The 15,066-nt window shown below is 69.8% G+C and carries 19 protein-coding genes; 5 read left to right on the top strand and 14 right to left on the bottom strand.

The genetic code is table 11. The features are described 5' to 3' along the window. Window positions 1-145: 145 nt before the first annotated feature. The 7 genes from ccsB to BJP65_RS12380 form a co-directional block, all read right to left on the bottom strand. Window positions 146-1,156 (bottom strand): c-type cytochrome biogenesis protein CcsB, encoded by a 1,011-nt coding sequence (gene ccsB, locus BJP65_RS12410; RefSeq protein WP_070409342.1) that lies wholly within the window; start codon window positions 1,154-1,156, stop codon window positions 146-148. Window positions 1,157-1,160: 4 nt separating this feature from the next. Then, window positions 1,161-2,894 (bottom strand): cytochrome c biogenesis protein ResB, encoded by a 1,734-nt coding sequence (locus tag BJP65_RS12405; protein WP_070409341.1) that lies wholly within the window; start codon window positions 2,892-2,894, stop codon window positions 1,161-1,163. Continuing rightward, a complete protein-coding gene (locus BJP65_RS12400) occupies window positions 2,875-3,624 on the bottom strand; it encodes a cytochrome c biogenesis CcdA family protein (RefSeq protein ID WP_070409340.1) in 750 nt (249 codons plus the stop codon). The genes BJP65_RS12405 and BJP65_RS12400 overlap by 20 nt, the downstream gene beginning before the upstream one ends. Further along, complete coding sequence (locus BJP65_RS12395; RefSeq protein WP_055839098.1) at window positions 3,621-4,226, bottom strand: TlpA disulfide reductase family protein; 606 nt, start codon at window positions 4,224-4,226, stop codon at window positions 3,621-3,623. Before BJP65_RS12395 ends, BJP65_RS12400 begins: the two co-directional genes overlap by 4 nt. Then, window positions 4,226-4,870 carry a histidine phosphatase family protein gene (locus tag BJP65_RS12390; RefSeq protein ID WP_070409339.1) on the bottom strand — a complete coding sequence of 215 codons (645 nt, stop codon included), beginning with the start codon at window positions 4,868-4,870 and terminating at the stop codon, window positions 4,226-4,228. The genes BJP65_RS12395 and BJP65_RS12390 overlap by 1 nt, the downstream gene beginning before the upstream one ends. Before the next feature lie 143 nt (window positions 4,871-5,013). Next, window positions 5,014-5,724: a DedA family protein gene (locus BJP65_RS12385; protein ID WP_055839102.1), complete on the bottom strand. Its 711-nt coding sequence runs from the start codon at window positions 5,722-5,724 to the stop codon at window positions 5,014-5,016. Window positions 5,725-5,822: 98 nt separating this feature from the next. Then, a complete protein-coding gene (locus BJP65_RS12380; RefSeq protein ID WP_055839107.1) occupies window positions 5,823-6,158 on the bottom strand; it encodes a hypothetical protein in 336 nt (111 codons plus the stop codon). Window positions 6,159-6,271: 113 nt separating this feature from the next. On the opposite strand from BJP65_RS12380, the gene aspS reads away from it, so the two are divergent. Both aspS and BJP65_RS12370 read left to right on the top strand, forming a co-directional pair. Then, window positions 6,272-7,612, top strand: coding sequence for an aspartate--tRNA(Asn) ligase (aspS, locus tag BJP65_RS12375; RefSeq protein ID WP_070409337.1), 1,341 nt, complete (start codon window positions 6,272-6,274; stop codon window positions 7,610-7,612). A gap of 73 nt (window positions 7,613-7,685) precedes the next feature. After that, on the top strand, window positions 7,686-8,747 hold the full coding sequence (locus BJP65_RS12370; protein ID WP_070409336.1) for an ABC transporter ATP-binding protein: 1,062 nt from the start codon (window positions 7,686-7,688) through the stop codon (window positions 8,745-8,747). Between the two features lie 7 nt (window positions 8,748-8,754). On the opposite strand, the gene BJP65_RS12365 is transcribed toward BJP65_RS12370, so the two are convergent. From BJP65_RS12365 to BJP65_RS12345, 6 genes are all read right to left on the bottom strand, one after another. Then, window positions 8,755-9,057: a Dabb family protein gene (locus BJP65_RS12365; protein ID WP_055839115.1), complete on the bottom strand. Its 303-nt coding sequence runs from the start codon at window positions 9,055-9,057 to the stop codon at window positions 8,755-8,757. Continuing rightward, window positions 9,054-9,332: a glutaredoxin family protein gene (locus BJP65_RS12360; RefSeq protein ID WP_070409335.1), complete on the bottom strand. Its 279-nt coding sequence runs from the start codon at window positions 9,330-9,332 to the stop codon at window positions 9,054-9,056. Before BJP65_RS12360 ends, BJP65_RS12365 begins: the two co-directional genes overlap by 4 nt. A gap of 71 nt (window positions 9,333-9,403) precedes the next feature. Further along, a complete protein-coding gene (locus BJP65_RS12355) occupies window positions 9,404-9,697 on the bottom strand; it encodes a rhodanese-like domain-containing protein (RefSeq protein ID WP_055839123.1) in 294 nt (97 codons plus the stop codon). 82 nt (window positions 9,698-9,779) lie between these two features. Beyond that, the gene (locus BJP65_RS16325) at window positions 9,780-9,878 is read right to left on the bottom strand and encodes a 30S ribosomal protein bS22 (RefSeq protein WP_003792170.1); all 99 of its coding nucleotides are present in this window, start codon (window positions 9,876-9,878) and stop codon (window positions 9,780-9,782) included. Between the two features lie 82 nt (window positions 9,879-9,960). Beyond that, the gene (locus BJP65_RS12350; RefSeq protein ID WP_055839125.1) at window positions 9,961-10,152 is read right to left on the bottom strand and encodes a helix-turn-helix domain-containing protein; all 192 of its coding nucleotides are present in this window, start codon (window positions 10,150-10,152) and stop codon (window positions 9,961-9,963) included. A gap of 139 nt (window positions 10,153-10,291) precedes the next feature. Continuing rightward, complete coding sequence (locus tag BJP65_RS12345) at window positions 10,292-10,687, bottom strand: helix-turn-helix transcriptional regulator (RefSeq protein ID WP_055839127.1); 396 nt, start codon at window positions 10,685-10,687, stop codon at window positions 10,292-10,294. 68 nt (window positions 10,688-10,755) lie between these two features. On the opposite strand from BJP65_RS12345, the gene BJP65_RS12340 reads away from it, so the two are divergent. Next, window positions 10,756-12,198, top strand: a complete 1,443-nt coding sequence (locus tag BJP65_RS12340; RefSeq protein WP_156459471.1) for a TrkH family potassium uptake protein — start codon at window positions 10,756-10,758, stop codon at window positions 12,196-12,198. Then, window positions 12,191-12,862 carry a TrkA family potassium uptake protein gene (locus tag BJP65_RS12335; RefSeq protein WP_055839130.1) on the top strand — a complete coding sequence of 224 codons (672 nt, stop codon included), beginning with the start codon at window positions 12,191-12,193 and terminating at the stop codon, window positions 12,860-12,862. The genes BJP65_RS12340 and BJP65_RS12335 overlap by 8 nt, the downstream gene beginning before the upstream one ends. 66 nt (window positions 12,863-12,928) lie before the next feature. On the opposite strand, the gene proC is transcribed toward BJP65_RS12335, so the two are convergent. Then, entirely contained in the window at window positions 12,929-13,774 is an 846-nt protein-coding gene (gene proC, locus BJP65_RS12330) for a pyrroline-5-carboxylate reductase (protein WP_070409334.1), read from the bottom strand. A 123-nt stretch (window positions 13,775-13,897) separates the two neighbouring features. On the opposite strand from proC, the gene BJP65_RS12325 reads away from it, so the two are divergent. After that, on the top strand, window positions 13,898-15,010 hold the full coding sequence (locus tag BJP65_RS12325; RefSeq protein ID WP_070409333.1) for an alpha/beta fold hydrolase: 1,113 nt from the start codon (window positions 13,898-13,900) through the stop codon (window positions 15,008-15,010). Window positions 15,011-15,066 lie beyond the last annotated feature (56 nt).

The following is a 15,066-nucleotide window of genomic DNA, read 5'->3' as shown; positions in this document are numbered from 1 at the left end:
GCGGCGTGCGCGCGACGGAGCACCGCCCGCGCTCGGCGCGCGCCCCTCAGCGGCTACAAGACCGTTGAGTGTCCACAACACGCCGCCACGCACAGCGGGCACGCGGCGTGTCTTGGACACTCAACGGGCAGACCGACGCCCCGCGTCAGGTCGTCAGACCGCTGTACGCGTGCAGTCCCTTGAAGAACACGTTCACGATCGTGAAGTTGAACAGCACGGCGGTGAAGCCGATGATCGACAGCCACGCCGAGCGGGTGCCGCGCCAGCCGCGGGTCGCGCGGGCGTGGATGTATCCGGCGTACAGCACCCAGATCACGAAGGTCCAGACTTCCTTGGTGTCGAAGCCCCAGAACCGGCCCCACGCGTCGTTCGCCCAGATGGACCCGGCGATGAGGGTGAACGTCCAGAAGATGAAGCCGACGATCGCGAAGCGGTAGGCGAGCGACTCCAGCGCGTCGGCCTTGGGGACCGTCCGCAGGAAGCTGCGCTTGGGCGCGTCGTCCGACGGCGCCGCCTCGGCGAGCTTGCGTTCTCGGCGCGTCTGGATGAGCTGCACCACCGACAAACCGAACGCCAGGGCGAACAGGGCCGTGGCCAGGCTGGCGACGAACACGTGGACCACGAGCCACACCGACTTCAGCGGGTCGGCCAGCGGCACGACCTCGACGTGGAACGCGAGCGTCGCCCCGCCGAGCAGCAGCACGGTGAGGCCCGTCATCAGCGCGCCCAGGAAGCGCAGGTCGTAGCGGGTGAGCACGGCGAGGTACACCGCGATGATGAGCAGCAGACCGGTCATCGCGAACTCGTACATGTTCGACCACGGCACCCGCTCGGCGGCGATGCCGCGCAGCACGGTCGCGGTGAGGTGGAATACGAACCCGAGCGCCGTCAGCACCGTTCCCAGCCGCGCCCAGAGGTAGCGGGGCTTCGCTGCGGCAGGGGATGCCGACGACCCGGTGGATCCGCCGATCACTCCCCCGCCCCCCGCGGTGACGAGCTCGCGGGCGACGACGTCGTCCTTCGCCTTCAGCGCGAGGTCGGAGCGTCGTGCGAGGTCGATCGCGTAGGCGATGAACGCCAGCACGTAGATGGTGACCGCCGTCCACACCAGGAGGAGGGAGATCTCGTCGAGGAGAAGCGGGTCGGTTCCGGGCATGGTGTCAGTCTACTTTTCCGGTGTCGGGGTGGCGCGGGGTCGGAAGGGAGGAGGCGTGCTTCTCGGCGAGCTGGCCGACGGCGGCGCCGAGGGTGGGGTCTTCGCCGCGGGCCAGGCCCGCGTACTCGATGACCACGGCGTCGCCCTGCGGCGTCGCCTTGACCCACATGCGCCGACGCGGGACGAACAGCGCGGTCATGAGCCCGAACAGCGCGAGCAGCGCGAAGGCGAGCACCCAGGGACCGGCGAGGTCACGATGGATCGACAGCGAGGCGAAGCGCTTCACCGAACCGTCGTACCCGGAGGCGCCGGCGGGGGCCTCGTTCTCGAACGTGATGGTGCCGAGACCGTTCGGCAGATCCTGGGTCTCTCCCGGCATGAGCTGCAGGGCGGGGGTGCCGCTGTCACCGCCGGCGATCTGCGTCATCCCCGAGGGGTCGAGCGTGTAGACCGATCGGGGCGTGCCGTCGTCGATGCCGAGGTCGCCCTCGTAGACGCGCAGCGTCAGCACGGGGTACTCCAGCGCGCCGTAGGTCGAGGTGAGCGCGCCCGAGGGCAGCACGTCCATCGTCGGGTAGAAGAAGCCGAGTAGGCCGAGCTGCTGCGGCAGTCCGTCGGCGACCTTGATGACGCCGAGCGAGGTCATGTTGGCATCCTGGGGAAGGAAGGCCACGGAGTCGTGGAAGACCTCCCGTCCCTCGGCGTCGCGGATCGTCACGGTGGGCGCGTAGCCGTTGCCCAGCAGGTAGACACGGTCGCCCTGCACGTCGAGCGGGTGGTTGACGCGCACCTCGCCGTTCTCGGGCTCGCCGCCCGGGGCGCGCGTGGTCATGTGCGCCACGAAGTCGCCCGCCTGACCCGAGCCGGGCTGGCCGGGCGGCACGTAGGCGACGTCGAAGGCGTCGAGCGTCATGGAGTACGGCGTGAGCGTGTCGCCGCCGACGAAGCGGCCGGGGTTGAACGAGGAGTAGTCGAGCAGGCTGTTCGCGAACGCCTGGCCCTCCACGAGCACCCGCTGCCCCGTGTAGGTGAAGCCGCCTCCGACGCCGACGGCGATGAGCACGCCCACCAGGGCCGCGTGGAAGACCAGGTTGCCCGTCTCGCGCAGGTAGCCGCGCTCGGCCGACACCGAGTACGTGCCGCGCCCGTCGTACCGGGCGACGCGGTATCCGCTCTTGCGCAGCTGAGCGGCGGCGCTGTCGACGGCGGCCGCGGCGACGGCATCCGCGTCTCCGGCGACCGTGAGGCGGCGGGTGCGGTGGTCGTCCAGGCGCGACAGCCGCGCGGGCGTGCGCGGGGGCTGCGAGCGCAGGGCCTTCCAGTGGTGCTTCGTGCGCGGCAGCACGCAGCCGATCAGCGAGATGAACAGCAGCAGATAGATCGCCGAGAACCACGGCGAGCTGTACACGTCGAACAGGCTGAGCTTGTCGAGCACCGGCGCCAGGTCGGGGTTGTCGGTGAAGTACTGGGTGACGCCGTTGGGGTCGGCGGTGCGCTGCGGCACGAGCGAGCCGGGAACGGCGGCGATCGCGAGCAGGAGCAGCAGCACGAGGGCGGTGCGCATGCTGGTGAGCTGACGCCACCCCCAGCGCGCCCATCCCACGACGCCGAGGCGCGGCTGCACGATGTCGTCGCCGGCGCCGTCCGCGACGACGGAGTCGGCGTGGTCGGACGGGCGCAGCACGCCGTCGGCGGGTTCGGTCACGGTCTTTCCTCGATCAGAGCGGGAGTTGGACATTGCCGATCACTCCCTGCAGGGTCGACATCCACTGGCCCCAGACGCCCGTGACCATGAGCAGGCCGAGCGCGATGAGAAGGCCGCCGCCGATGAGGTTGACGACGCGGATGTGCTTGCGCACGAACGACACCGAGCGCGTCGCCCACCCGAAGCCGAGGGCGAGCAGCACGAACGGGATGCCGAGCCCCAGCGAGTACGCCAGTCCCAGCAGCGCCGCCCGACCCGGGTCGCCGAGGTTGTACGACACCGAGAGGATCGCCGCCAGCGTCGGGCCGATGCAGGGGGTCCAGCCGATGCCCAGCGCGATGCCGAGCAGGGGGGCACCGATCAGGCCCAGGTTGTCGCGCGACTGCAGCCGCACCGAGCGCTGCGCCACCCCGAAGAGGCCGATGAACACCAGTCCCATGAGGATGATGACGACACCCATGACGCGCGTGATGACGTCGCCGTAGCGCGTGAAGAACATGCCGGCGGCCCCGCCGAGCACGTTGATCGCCATGAACACCACGGTGAATCCCGCGATGAACAGGAGGGTCCCACCGAGCAGGCGCCCCCGGCCGGCTCCGGATGCCGAGCCCCCGCGCGGGGCGACGGCACCGCCGATGTACCCCAGGTACCCCGGCACGAGCGGCAGCACGCACGGCGACAGGAACGAGATGAGACCGGCGGCGAGCGCGAGGGGAAGAGCCACCCAGAGTGCGCCGTCGAAGACGAGAGCGCCCGGGTTCACGCGGGCTCCGCGACCAGCGTGCGCACCATGGACTCGAGGATCGAGGCCTCGGGGAGCTCGCCGATGACGCGGGCGGCGACGCGGCCCTGCTTGTCGAGCACGAGGGTGGTGGGCGTCGCGTTGATGGGGGTCTTGTCGGCGAAGGCGAGCTTGAGCTCGCCGTCGTTGACGGCCATCGCGCTCGAGTACGACACCCCGTGATCGCGGGCGAACGACAGCGCCGTGGCGGGCTGGTCGTAGGTGTTGATGCCGAGGAAGGCCACGTCCTGGCCCTGGAAGCTCTGATAGGCCTGCTCGAGGCGCGGGGCCTCGATGATGCACGGGCCGCACGTGGCATACCAGAAGTTCACGACGAGCACCTTGCCGGCGTAGTCGGCGCTCGACACCGGTGAGCCGTTGTCGAGGCTGCCCGAGAACTCCACGGCCTCGCCGCGGTCGGACTCGGGGATCTCCTGCCACTGCAGCCCGTTGGCGGCGATGTAGCCCTTGTTGTCACCCGCCCGGTACTGCTCGGCGAGGGGGTCGGGCGTGCAGGCCGCGAGGCCCATCACGAGGGCCGCGGCGGCGGCCATCGCTCCGGCGGCGGTGAGGATTCGGCGCATCAGACGGCTCCTACGTCGACGGCTCCGGCGGTGGTGGCCGGCTCGGCGTACGCCACCTCGACCCAGCGCGTCGAGCCGTCGGCGCCGTCTCGCCGTTCGAAGCTCGTCACGCTCGACAGCGCGCAGCGGCGCTTGCGGGGGTCGTGGCGGGTGGGTTGGTGGGAGAGGGCGAGGTGGGTCACCCAGATCGGCAGCTGGTGCGAGACGATGACGACGTCGCCCGAGGGGACGCGTTCCCACGCGTCGCCCATGGCCTCGGTCACCCGCGCCACGACGCGCTCGTAGGGCTCACCCCAGCTGGGAACAGCGGGCTGACGCAGATGCCGCCAGTTCAGCGGGTTGGCGAGCGCCCGCTTCATCCGCCGCCCCTCGAAGACGTTGGTCGGCTCGATCACCCGCTCATCGATCACGGGCTCGATTCCGAACAGCGTCACGAAGGGCTCCGCCGACTCTCGGGTGCGCTGCAGCGGTGAGGCGATGAGGGCCGAGACGGGCCGCCCGAGGCCGTGGACGTACTCGGCGGCCTGGCGCGCCATCTGCCGCCCGTCGACGCTCAGGCCGAATCCGGGGAGCCGACCGTAGAGCACGCGACGGGGGTTGTGGACCTCTCCGTGGCGCACGAGATGAAGGCGATCGGCGGGCACGATGCCAGTCTACGGGCGGGTTCTGTGGTCTGACTGAGCGAGGGGGCGGGTTGCTTCGACGTGGAGATACCCGCGGATACCGGGCCCGCAGGAGGTGTGCGCCCGCGTTGGCGGGAACTCGACCCCGCGATGTCCTCCGACGCTCAGGCGTCGGTGCGCGACGCCGGGGCGTCGTTGCGGGAAGCCAGAAGCGAACGGATGCGCGCGTACAGGAACCACGCGACTCCGATCACGACCGCGGCGATCACGACGTACTGCAGGATCGAGGCGTACTCCTCGACGATGTGCCAGTTCTCGCCCAGCAGGAAGCCCGACAGCACGAAGATCGTGTTCCAGATCAGGCTGCCGGCGCCCGTGAGCAGACCGAACCGCCACATCGGCATCTTGGCGACGCCGGCGGGGATCGAGATGAGACTGCGGAAGATCGGGATCATTCGCCCGAAGAACACGGCCTTGCCGCCGTGGCGCTCGAACCACGCGACCGTGCGGTCGACGTCTTCGGGGTGCAGCAGCGGCATCTTCGCGGCGAACGAACGCAGACGCGCGGCTCCGAGCCACCGCCCGAGGCCGTAGAGCATGAAGGCGCCGACGATCGAGCCGACGGTCGTCCACAGCAGCGCCTCGAACAGCGTGAATGAGCCGCGGCTGGCGGTGAGGCCCGCCATCGGCAGGACGACCTCGCTCGGCAGCGGCGGGAAGAGGTTCTCGAGGGCGATGGCGACGCCCGCGCCCACCGGTCCGATGATCTCCATGAGCGACACGGTCCAGTCGGCCAGCGACGTGAGCCACGACTGCCCGTCCTCGGAGCCGGAGCTCGCGCGCAGGGGGGAGAGAGTGAGGGTGGTGTCGGTCATCGGGTGCCTTCGCGCTCGGTGATCGGCCGCCCGACCGGACGCCCGTTCCAGGCTACGGTCCGGTCATGCGCGGTTCCTGGGGGTTGCCCCCGAGCGGTTCAGGATGCCGAGACCCCGGCGCCGACGAACGCGGCCGCGATGAACCACACCGCCGCCATCCCGACGATGGTGGCCAGCGGCACCCAGAACGCCAGGCGATGGCGCACGAGGCGCACGATCGCGGCGACCACGCCGATCAGCAGGATGACCCAGGGCGAGATGACGGCCGTCCAGAAGCCGATGTTCATCAGCCCCGTGTCGCAGTTCGACGGCCCGCACTGGTCGGCGGCGAACGCCAGCAGCACTCCCGCGTACGAGGCCCCGAGCGCCAGCAGGGGAAGGAGCACGAGCAGGATGATCGTGAGCGCGACGTCCCAGCCACGCGCCTTGCGCACTGTCGGTTCGGGACGCATCGTCCGGAAAGATTCCGGCGGCAACGAGTAGGTCACGCCCCCATCGTAGATTCGCGCCCGGGTGCGCGCGCACGGCGCACGTAGACTGGTCGATCGTGAGCGAACGCGTCCTGGTCAACCAGCTGAAATCCCTTCCCGCCGGCCCCGTCGAGGTGTCGGGATGGGTCGAAACCGTCCGCGACCAGAAGAAGGTGCAGTTCGTCGTCCTCCGCGACGAGACCGGCGCGGTGCAGCTGGTGAACCCGGCGACGCGTCCCTCCGAAGAGGCGACGGATCAGGATGCCGCCGCCCTCGCCCTCACCGAGACGATCGGCGCCCTGTCGACCGGCACCTTCCTGACCGTGCGCGGCGAGCTCAAGCACGACGAGCGCGTCAAGCTCGGCGGCGTCGAGATCAAGGTCGGCGAGCTCGTCATCGCGGCGGCAGCCAACCCCGAGACCCCGATCGCGGCCGACAGCAGCCCCGACAAGCGCATGGACTGGCGCTTCATCGACCTGCGCCAGCGCCGCAACAACCTCATCTTCCGCGTGCAGACCACTCTCGAGCACGCGATGCGTACCTACTGGGTCGAGCGCGACTACATCGAGGTGCACTCCCCCAAGCTCATGGCGTCGCCCTCGGAGTCCAACGCCGAACTGTTCGAGGTGCCCTACTTCGAAGACAAGACGGCCTATCTGGCGCAGAGCCCCCAGTTCTTCAAGCAGATGGCCCAGGTCGCCGGCTTCGGCAAGATCTTCGAGATCGCCCCCGCGTTCCGCGCCGACCCCTCGTTCACGAGCCGTCACGCGACCGAGTTCACCTCGATCGACGCCGAGATCAGCTGGATCGACTCGCACGAAGACGTCGCCCGTATGCAGGAGGAACTGCTGCAGAGCGCTTTCCAGGCCGTCGCCGACAAGCACGGCGCCGAGATCCAGGAGCTCTTCGGCATCGAGGTGCAGGTTCCGACGCTCCCCTTCCCGCGCATCCCCCTCGCCGAGGCGCGTGAGATCGTCGCCGCGCGCGGGTACGACATCCCGCGCACCGACGGCGACCTCGACCCCGAGGGTGAGCGTCAGATCGCGGCGCACGTGGCCGAGACGTTCGGTCACCAGTTCGTCTTCATCACCGACTACCACCCCGAGATCCGCGCTTTCTACCACATGCGCGACGAAGAGACCGGGCTGACGAAGTCGTACGACCTGCTCTTCAACGGCGTCGAGATCACGACCGGCGCGCAGCGCGAGCACCGCGTCGACGTGCTGATCGAGCAGGCGAAAGAGAAGGGTCTCGACCCCGAGCACCTCGACTTCTACCTCGACTTCTTCCGCTTCGGTGCCCCGCCGCACGGTGGTTTCGGCATGGGCCTCGCGCGCGTCCTGATGCTCCTGCTGGGCGAGTCGTCGATCCGCGAGGTGACGTACCTCTTCCGCGGCCCGACCCGCCTCGCTCCGTAAGGTTCGAGCGACCGACGCCCGGGGTTCACTCCCCGGGCGTCGTCGCGTTCATCGGCCGCCCTACCGTGGGGCCATGAACGCCCTCACCTCGGCCGCCCCGTCCCCGGCGGGACGATCGCGCAGGGGGTGGGCGATCTCGCTCCGCGACGTCGGCCGCGCGCGCGCCGGAGTCCCGGTGCTCGAGAACATCGACCTCGAGATCGAGCCGGGCGGCATCGTCGCCGTCGTCGGGCCGTCGGGCTGCGGCGCGTCGACCCTGCTGCGCGTGATCACGGGAGCCGAGCGGCCGGATGCCGGCACCGTGACGATCGACGGGCGCACCGGGGCCGCCGCGCCCCGCGTCGTCGAGGTGCGCGACCGCACCCCGGTCGCTCGTTTCGGGCGGGTGCGCGCCGCGATCCTGGCCGCCGCCCGTCGCGCGGGCACCGCCGACCCCGACGCCGAAGCCGAACGCCTGGGCGCGCTCGTCGGGCTCGGCGCCGGTGACCGGCTGGTGCACCGCCTCTCGCACGGCGACCGGCAGCGGTGGGCCGTCGCCCGGGCTCTCGCGTCGCGGCCGCGGGCCCTCGTGCTCGACGACGCGCTGGCCGCGCTGCACACCTCGGCGCGCGCCGAGACCCGCGATCGCGTCGTGCGGGAACTGCGTGCGACCGGGGTCACCACCCTGTGGGTCACGCGCGACACCGCCGAGGCCGCCGCCGTCGCCGACCATCTCGTCGTGATGGACCAGGGCCGTATCGCCGCGCAGGGGCGCCCCGACGAGGTCTTCGCGCGCGTCGGCGACCTCGCGGTGGCCGACCTTCTGGGTCCGGTCAGCGCCGTGCCGGGAATCGTCGAGGGAGCCGTCGTCGAGGTGTGGGGGCAGGAGCTCCCTCTCGCCGCCGCGGCGAGCGACGGTCACTGCGAGGTCGTCGTACGCCCGGAACAGGTCGTGCTCGTGGGCGACGGCGCCCCGGGAGTCGATGCGGTCGTCGAGGAGACCATCTTCCTCGGCAGCGTGCGCCGCTCGACCGTTCTCACCGCCGACGGCGATCGCGTCGTCGTCGAGCACGCGCCCGACCAGCGCCTCGACGATCGGGCACACGTCCGGATCGCTCTCGCATCCGGGCCGATGAGCGTTCGCCCCATCGGCTGAACGGGCGTCAGAACGGGTAGTCGACCGACGACCGCTCGGCGACGACCGAGCGCACGAAGGCCGCAGCCTCTTGGTGGGCGGGGTGCACCTGGTAGCGCTCCAACGCCTCGACGTCGGCGAACTCGCTCACCAGGGCGACGTCCCAGTTGTTCTGCGGGTACGCGACGTTGCGACCGATCTCGAGATGCACGATCTCGTCGATCACGCCGCGAAGAGCCAGCAGGCGCTCCGCGATCTGCTCGGCGTGCAGAGCCCGGGTGTCGGCGTCGTCGGCCGCGAGCTTCCACAGGACGATGTGTCGGATGCTCACGCGGAGGCTCCTTCGGGCTCGGACGCCAGCAACGCGGCGCGGAGGCGGTCGGCCGACACGCGCCAGTGCGCGTGCAGCTCGCCGTCGATCAGGATGACGGGGATCTTCTCCCACCACTTCTCGTACAACGCCGTGTCGTCGGCGATCGAGGCGTGCGCGATCTCGACACGGTCGGCGACGTCGGCGGGAAGATCGGCCACGACGGTCTCGACGATCTGCTCGGCCACATCGCAGAGATGGCAGCCGGGCTTTCCGATCAGCGTGAGGGTCGTCACGCCTTCATCCTAGGAGGGCCGTGGATCGCGGCGCTCGGGACGCGCGGGATGACGCGGGTCCGGGCACCGGATCAGGATGCGACGTCGTACCCCGCGGCGATCCAGTCGCCCGTGCCGCCCTCGACGTTCGTGGCGTCGTGACCGCGCGCGGAGAGCGCCTCGACCACACGCGCCGAGCGGCCGCCGGCCTGGCAGATCACGTCGAACGGCTCGGCGGGGAGCTCGTCGAGATGTTCGCCCAGGGTCGACATGGGAAGGTTCACGGCCCCGGGAACGTGCCCGGCGGCGAACTCGTGTTCCTCGCGCACGTCGATGAGCGGACGCTCGCGTCCCGCGTGCAGGTCGTGGATCGAGATGGACTGCATGCTTACCTCCGAGAGGGCGAACGGCGCGGGCGGATACACGAAGCGCCCGTCGCAGAGGACAGGCGCTCGGTGTCGTGCCGCGTTACTTCTTGTTGCGGCGCTGGTGACGAGTCTTGCGAAGCAGCTTGCGGTGCTTCTTCTTCGCCATGCGCTTACGGCGCTTCTTGATGACAGAACCCACGGAAAACCTCACTAAGTCGGGGTCTGGGTGCCGTGGTCGGCCCCCGGGAACAGCAGGCGATGAAAAAATGCCTCGGATCAGTCTAGCCGACGTCGGACACCGGCCGCTGCACGACCTCGGCGACGGCCGATTCGGGCACACGGTAGCTGCGCCCGAAACGCACCGCGGGGAGTTCGCCGGCGTGCACGAGACGATAGACGGTCATCTTCGACACGCGCATGAGCTCGGCGACCTCGGCGACGGTCAGGAATCGCACGTCGGGCAGCTCGGCCATGGTTCACCCCTCGTTACGGGTGAACTCACCCTCTGATGCTGTGCACACTCTAGGGTCTGGCTGTGAAGGCTGTAAACCTCTGGGCGTGCTGTGACGAATGTGCTTCCCGGATGCCGCTCTTCCGCGGCATCCGTGAACCTCACCGTCCCGGAAGCTTGCGGAAGGCCGTCGAGAAGGAATGCTTGACCGACGCCGCGGCACGACCCACCACTTCGGCGGCGTGGACGGCGGACTCGGGAAGTGCGGGCTCGTTCTCTTCGTCGACCGAGAAGAACGGCACGAGCCAGTCGTCGACCTCGTCGAGAGGCGCCACCGCGAGGCTGTAATAGCGGTGCTGACCCTCTTCGCGCACCGACACCAGCTCGGCCTCGCGCAGCACCTTCAGGTGCTTGGAGACGGTCGGTTGACTCACCCCCAGGGACGCCACGATCTGCGACACGCTCGTTCCGCGTTCGCCACCGGTGGCCCGGTCCAGAAGGAGCTGAAGGATGTCGCGACGCGTTCCGTCAGCGATCACGTCGAAGATGTCCGCCATGGCATCAGATTAGCGGCGCCCCGGCCCGAGTACCATGATTCGGGTTCGGGCACCGAAGGGAGCGGCGCATGGCGGCGACGCCGAACGAGGTGCGATTGGCCGTGCGCGTGAGACGCATCGCGTTCACGGCATGGGATCGACTGCGCAATCTGACCACCGCATCACCCGCGCGTTTCGCGGTGCTGGTGTTCGTGACGCTCATCCTTCTCTTCACTGCGCTGTTCTCGCTGCCCGCGGCGTCGGCCGACGGGCGAGCGACGCCCCTGGCCGACGCGCTGTTCACGGCGGTGTCGACCATCTGCGTGACCGGTCTGTCGACGGTCAACATGTACACGCATTGGTCTCCGCTCGGGCACGTCATCACCTACGTCGGGGTGAACGTCGGTGCGCTCGGCGTGCTCACCCTCGCCTCGATCCTCGGCCTGGTCATCTCGAAGCGCCTGGGGCTCCGCGCGAAGCTCATCGCCGCCGGAGACAGCAACCCCCTGCGGGCGCACGGCGGACCGGTGAACGAGGGGCAGACCGTCCGTCTGGGCGAGGTCGGCCAGCTGCTGCGCACGGTCGCGCTGTCGACGCTGGTGATCGAGGCCGGGCTCACCGTGCTCATCTACCCCTCGCTCATCATCGGGGGCATCGACCCGATCGTCGCCCTGTGGGAGGCCCCGTACTACGCCGCCATGGCCTTCACCAACACCGGGTTCGTCCCCAACGCCGACGGACTTACGCCCTTCGCCCAGGACTACTTCCTGCTCTCGGTGCTGATGATCGGCGTCTTCCTCGGCTCGATCGGCTTCCCGGTGATCTTCACCCTGTGGCGGCACCACTGGCGATTCCGTCTGTGGTCGCTCCACACGAAGCTCACCCTGATCACCACGGTCATCCTGTTCTTCTTCGGCGCGGGCGTCATTCTGTTGCTGGAATACGACAACCCCCTCACATTCGGAAGCATGGATGCGTGGGACACGACCTTCCAGGCGTTCTTCCTCTCCGCCATGACCAGGTCGGGCGGATTCTCGGTCATCGACATCGGCGATCTCAACGGCGCGACCCTCATCGTGGGCTCGATGCTGATGTTCGTGGGTGGCGGCTCGGCATCCACCGCCGGCGGCATCAAGGTGACGACCCTCGCCGTGCTCGCCCTCGCGGTCTTCTCCGAGGCCAAGGGGCGGCCGTCGGTGCAGGCGTTCGGGCGCCGGATCCCCAGCGACGTGCAGCGCGTGGCCCTCTCGGTCGTCGCGTGGGGCGCCACGATCGTCGCGATCTCGACCGTGACGATCAGCCGCATCACCGACGCCCCCATCGAGCACGTCCTGTTCGACGTGATCTCGGGCTTCGCGACCGTGGGCCTGTCGACCGGTCTCACGGCGGAGCTTCCCGACCCCGCCGTCTACGTCATGGCCGCCACGATGTTCATGGGCCGCATTGGTACAGTGACACTCGCCGCGGCCGTGGCTGCGTCGTCTCGATCGCAGTTGTACGCGCTGCCCGTCGAAAGGCCCATCGTTGGTTGAACGCATCCGCAGCGACGCGCCCGTGCTGGTCATCGGCCTCGGGCGCTTCGGCGCGGCGTGCGCCGGCGAACTCGACCGCCTCGACCGCGAGGTCCTGGCCGTCGACGGCAACCTCGAACTCGTGCAGAAGTGGTCGGAGCGTGTCACGCACGCCGTTCAGGCCGACGCGCGCAACATCGACGCTCTGCGCCAGATCGGCGCGCAGGACTTCCAGGTGGCCGTCGTCGCCGTCGGCTCGCTCATCGAGGCGTCGGTGCTCATCACCGCCAACCTCGTCGACCTGAAGGTCCCGCAGATCTGGGCCAAGGCCGTCTCGCAGTCGCACGGCAAGATCCTGGCCCGTGTCGGCGCCAACCACGTGATCTACCCCGAGGCCGAAGCCGGCGAGCGCGTCGCGCACCTCGTGAGCGGACGCATGCTCGACTTCATCCGCTTCGACGACGATTTCGTGCTCGCCAAGATGTACCCGCCGAAGCTCGTACGCGGCGTGGGCCTGAACGAGTCGGGTGTCCGCTCGAAGTACAACGTGACCGTGGTAGGGGTGAAGAGCCCCGGGCGGGCGTTCCGCTACGCCGAAGCCAACACCGTGGTCACGAACCACGACCTCATCATCGTGTCGGGGACGAACTCCGACATCGAACGCTTCGCGTCGCTCGACCGCTGAGCAGTCGCTCGGAGTCTCTCGCCCTGGAGCCTTCGCCCGTAACGGGCCCCGTGCTCGGCCGGCACGTCACCGCCCCTCGGCGAGCTCTTTCGCGCGCGCGAGTGCGGCCTCGGCGGCCTCGGTGAAGGTGTCGTCGAATCGGGCCTCCTGCAGCACCGCGACGGCCCGCTCGGTCGTGCCCTTGGGGCTGGTGACGCGGCGACGCAGCTCCGCCGGGTCGACGTCGGAGGCGGCCAGGAGCGTCGTGGCCCCGATGAAGGTCTGCTCGGCGAGCAGACGCGCCTGCGCGTCGTCGAAGCCCATGCGGACGGCCGATTTGGTGAACTCCTCGACCAGCAGGAAGACGTAGGCCGGGCCCGATCCCGAGATCGTCGAGAGCGCGTCGATCTGTTCCTCGGGCACCTCGAGCACCGCACCCACGGTCTCGAACAGAGCGCGGACGACGGCCACATCGTCGGCCGAAGCAGCCGGCCCCGCGGCCAGACCTGTCACGCCCTTGCCGACGAGCGACGGCGTGTTCGGCATGGAGCGCAGCGTCGCGACACCCGCGCCGAGGTGGCGGGCGAAGGTGTCGAGGGTGACCCCCGCGGCCAGGCTGACCACGACCGCGCCGTCCCGCAGGTGCGGGGCGATCTCGTCGAGAAGGTCGGGCACCATCGCGGGCTTGACGCCGATCAACACCACATCAGCGGATGCCGCGGCCTCGATGTTGCCGTTCGGGTGGGCCTCGAGCGCGACGCTCGTCACTCCCTCGAGATCGGCGAGCTCGGCGGCCTTCGCGATCGAGCGGTTGGTCGCGGTGACGCCGCCCGCGCTCAGGCCCGCGGCGACGAGGCCGTGCAGGATGGCCCCTCCCATCGAGCCGGCTCCGAGGATCGCGATCGGGGGCAGCGAGGTGATGGCATCCGTCATGCCTCCAGTCTACGAAGCGCCCCGACGCCGCGACAGGCAACCCTGAGTGCGACCGATAGGGGCGGGCGTTAGAGTCGGACGACGGTGTACCGGGGCACCCGCGATCGACACGGAGGACCTTCCATGACTCTCTTCGACGGCATCACCGCGCGCCTGATCGAGACCGACCGGCTGGGTGTCAATGTGCTCGAGCGCTCCGGCGACGACCCCTCGACGCCCCCGGAGCACACGGTCGTGCTGGTGCACGGGAACGTCGCGTCGTCGCTGTTCTGGCAAGAGATCATGCAGGACCTCCCCAGCGATCTGCGCGTCGTCGCGGTCGACCTCCGCGGCTTCGGTCGCACCGAGCACACCCCCATCGACGCCACCCGCGGCGTGCGCGACTTCAGCGACGATCTGCACGCGACGCTCGACGCCCTCGGCATCGCCTCCGCCCACCTCGTGGGATGGTCGCTCGGCGGAGGTGTCGTGCTGCAGTACGCCCTCGATCACCCGGTGCTCTCGCTGACCCTCCAGTCGCCGGTCTCGCCCTACGGGTTCGGCGGCACCCGACGCGACGGCTCGCGGCTCGACGACGAGGGTGCGGGCACCGGCGCCGGCGCCGCCAACCCCGACTTCGTCCAGCGACTCACCGACGGCGACACGAGCCACGACGCCCCGACGTCGCCGCGCTCGGTCTTCCGCTCGACCTACGTCGCGCCCGGGTACACGAGCGAGCACGAGGACGTCTGGGTCGAGGCGATGCTCTCGACGTCGACGGCCGTGGGCAACTACCCGGGCGAGTCGATCACGACCGCCACCTGGCCCGGCTTCGCCCCCGGACGCACGGGGGCGCTCAACACGCTGTCGCCCCTCTTCTTCGACGTCTCGGGCATCGTCGACCTGGCCGACAAGCCCCCGGTGCTGTGGATCTACGGAACGGCGGATGCCATCGTCTCCGACACCTCGTTCTCGGACGTGAACCACCTGGGCGCCCTCGGCGTCGTTCCCGGGTGGCCCGGCGACGAGATCGCCCCCGCGCAGCCCATGGTGTCGCAGACGCGCGACGTGCTCTCCGCCTACGCCGCCCGTGGCGGCGAGGTCACCGAGGTGCCCGTCGAGGGAGCAGGCCACTCGGTTCATCTCGAGCGTCCCTCCGCGTTCCGCCGGGCCCTGCTCACGCACATCGGCTACGTCGGCCGTCCGGCCGATCCCGCCCCGCCCACCGAGGCGATCATCCTGCGCTCCGCCGACTGAGCGCGGCCTCGACGCGGCCCATCCCGCACTCTCCGTCCCGCACTCTCCGTCTCGCA

This window comes from Microbacterium sp. BH-3-3-3 (assembly GCF_001792815.1).
Lineage (GTDB): Bacteria > Actinomycetota > Actinomycetes > Actinomycetales > Microbacteriaceae > Microbacterium.
This window is presented reverse-complemented; position numbering and strand designations above follow the sequence as displayed.